Here is a 3273-nt window from a genome sequence, read left to right as displayed (position 1 = left end):
AATCGTCAGCTCCATTCCAGTCATTGTTTACTTGTTGTGATCCCGGACCAGAATATTGATACATAAATACGGGATATTTTTTGTTTGCATCAAAATCTTTTGGCTTAATCATCCAAGCATTTAGTTTATTTCCTTTTGCCGTTGTTAGTTCAAAAAACTCTTTCGATGGCAAATTGTAAGAAGCTAATTTGGTTTCTAAAGCTTCGTTAGATACAATAGTTTTAATAGATTTTCCAGTTTTAGATTCATTCAAAGTATATTTTGGGGCATTTTTAGCACTAGAATATGAATTGATAAAATACTGAAAATTTGGACTAAAAGTCGCTGCGTTCGTTCCTATTGAAGAAGTTAAACGAGTTTTTCCACTTCCGTTTAATTTGATGCTATATACATCACGGTTTATCGAACCATTTTCTACCGATTGATAGTAAATTGTTCCCGTTTTTTCGTCAAAACCATAATAATTAGTTACTTCCCAATTGCCTTTTGTAATTTGGTTTTTAAGTTTTCCTGTTTTATCATATTGATAAATATGATTGAAACCATCTTTCTCAGAAGTCCAAATAAATGAATTGTCTTTTAGGAACGTTAAATTATCAGTAACATCAATATAAGCTTTGTCTTTCTCGTTAAGCACTACTTTTTTAGCGCCTGTATTCCCATCGATAAACAACAAATCTAGATTGTCTTGATGGCGATTTAAAACCTGTACAGACAATGTATTTGCTTCATTTGTCCAATCTAATCGAGCAATATAAAAATCATTGTAATTTCCTAAATCTATTTTTTTGGTATTTGCCGTTTTCACATCATATATATGTAACGAAACTTCCGAATTTTTTTCACCAGCTTTCGGATATTTAAATTTATCGGTTACAGGATATAAATCCTGACCATATATATTCATCGAAAATTCTGGAACTTGACTTTCATCAAAACGAATGAAAGCAATTTTATCACTCGAAGCATTCCAATCGAAAGCACGAACAAAAGCAAATTCTTCTTCATAAACCCAATCCGTAATTCCGTTTATAATAGCATTACGTTTCCCATCGGCAGTAATTTGCGTGATTTTTTTAGAAGCTAATTCATAAACGTACAAATTATTTTCTTTAGCAAAAGCAATTTTAGAACCATCAGGAGAAAAAGTAGGTTCTTGTATTTTATCGTCTGAAATTTTTGTTAATGATTTTGAAGCAATATCATAAATATAAAAATTTGCAACTGAAGAATGTCTGAATATTTGATCTGAATTATTAGCAATCAAGATTTTCTTCTCATCACTACTAAAAGTATAACTATCTATTCCTTGTAAAGCTAAAAAATCTTTACTATTTATTAAGGTTGAAACCTTATTTAAAGTAGCAAAATCATATAGATCAATTGCGCTCGAAGTTCTATCGGAATTTAAAACCGTATATTGGTTAGTGTTTTTTAAAGCCGCCAGCTCGGTCATTCCTTGCGTTCTGAAGGCTCCACCCCAAATTTCTTCTAAAGTAATTTTTTGTTGCGCAATTGCTGACAATGAAGCAAATAAGAATAAAACGAATGTTTTTTGTATTGTTTTCATGTAAAATTATTATAAACGATGCCAATTTTAGTGAAAAATTTGGACATAATCGCAATTATGAGTGTTAAAAGCATATTTTTAGACTATAAAAAAATATCTTTGGATGTAAATCTCATTCAAAAATTAAACTTCAAACCTTATCTTTGCATTTCAATTAACAAGAGTCAATATGACAAAAACGATTACTGGATTCTCAAAATTAACCAAAGAAGAAAAAATAAATTGGATTGCTTCCACCCATTTTTCAAATACCGAAGAAGCAACACAAACCATCAAAAAATACTGGAATTCTGATTTAGAATTGCAAAAACTTCACGATGAATTTATCGAAAACACGATTACTAATTTTTATTTACCTCTTGGTGTTGCGCCAAATTTTCTGATTAATGGTAAAAACCATACTATTCCGTTTGCTATCGAAGAAAGTTCAGTTGTGGCAGCCGCATCAAAATCAGCTAAATACTGGGGAACTCGTGGCGGATTTAAAACCACGGTTCTCAATTCTGAAAAAATAGGGCAAGTTCATTTTGTTTTTAAAGGAAGTTCTGAAAAACTAAAAGCTTTTTTCAATCAACTAAAACCAAAATTATTTGCTGACACCGAAAGCATTACTAAAAACATGCAAAAACGTGGTGGTGGCATTCTCGATATCGAATTGCGTGATAAAACTTCCGATTTAGAAAATTATTATCAATTGCATGCTACTTTTGAAACCAAAGATTCGATGGGTGCTAACTTCATCAATTCTTGTTTAGAGCAATTTGCTAAAACATTAAAAGAAGAAGCTTTACAATCTGAAATTTTGTTTGAAACAGAAAAAAATATCGAGGTCGTAATGTGTATTCTATCAAATTATGTCCCTAATTGCATTGTTCGAGCAGAAGTTTCTTGTCCAGTTTCAGACTTAGCAGAAAAAAATATAGAAAACCCACAAGAATTTGCAGAAAAGTTTATTCGCGCGGTCAAAATTGCCGAAATAGAACCGTTTAGAGCTGTGACGCACAACAAAGGCATCATGAACGGAATCGATGCAGTGGTTCTCGCTACTGGAAACGATTTTCGTGCTGTCGAAGCAGGAATTCATGCTTATGCTTCCAGAAACGGACAATATTCTAGCTTATCACATGCCAAAATAGAAAATGATATTTTTACTTTTTGGATGGAAATCCCATTGGCATTAGGAACCGTTGGCGGATTGACCTCATTACATCCGTTAGTAAAAATGTCCTTAGAAATGTTAGGAAAACCATCGGCACATGAGCTCATGCAAATTGTTGCTGTCGCTGGATTGGCGCAAAATTTTGCTGCTTTAAGAAGTTTAACAACCACAGGAATTCAGCAAGGACACATGAAAATGCACTTGAATAATATCATCAATCAGTTTGAAGCTACTGAAAACGAAAGGGTTTTGATAAAAAATTATTTCAAAGAAAATACGGTATCACATTCGGCAGTTGTCGATTTTATTGAAGGTTTAAGAAAGTAAAATTAGGAGTTATTCCCGCTATTCGTTGCAATCTTTTGCTTTTTAAAGAAAAAAGCAAAAGGATTTCCACTTCAAACACGAAGTGTTCATCGAACACAATTTAAAATTGTAGTATTGTGAGATAATCGGGGCTAAAAAAAGAAACTTGAAAAAAACATTTTACAGTAACGGAAAATTACTCATTACAGGTGAATATGTCGTTTTAGACGGCGCGTTT

The 3273-nt window shown here is 32.3% G+C and carries 2 protein-coding genes; one reads left to right on the top strand and one right to left on the bottom strand.

What is annotated here, in order from left to right:
* Nucleotides 1–1570: S9 family peptidase (locus tag ACKVOV_RS09830; RefSeq protein WP_409206585.1), on the bottom strand; the 1570-nt coding region annotated here is incomplete at its 3' end.
* Between the two features lie 169 nt (nucleotides 1571–1739).
* Here ACKVOV_RS09830 and ACKVOV_RS09825 point away from each other — a divergent pair.
* Nucleotides 1740–3056: a hydroxymethylglutaryl-CoA reductase, degradative gene (locus ACKVOV_RS09825; protein WP_409206584.1), complete on the top strand. Its 1317-nt coding sequence runs from the start codon at nucleotides 1740–1742 to the stop codon at nucleotides 3054–3056.
* The last annotated feature ends 217 nt before the right edge of the window (nucleotides 3057–3273 follow it).

The organism is Flavobacterium sp. (genome assembly GCF_046153165.1).
GTDB lineage: Bacteria > Bacteroidota > Bacteroidia > Flavobacteriales > Flavobacteriaceae > Flavobacterium.
Note: the sequence above shows the minus strand (reverse complement) of the source record. Positions and strands in the feature narration are given on the sequence as shown.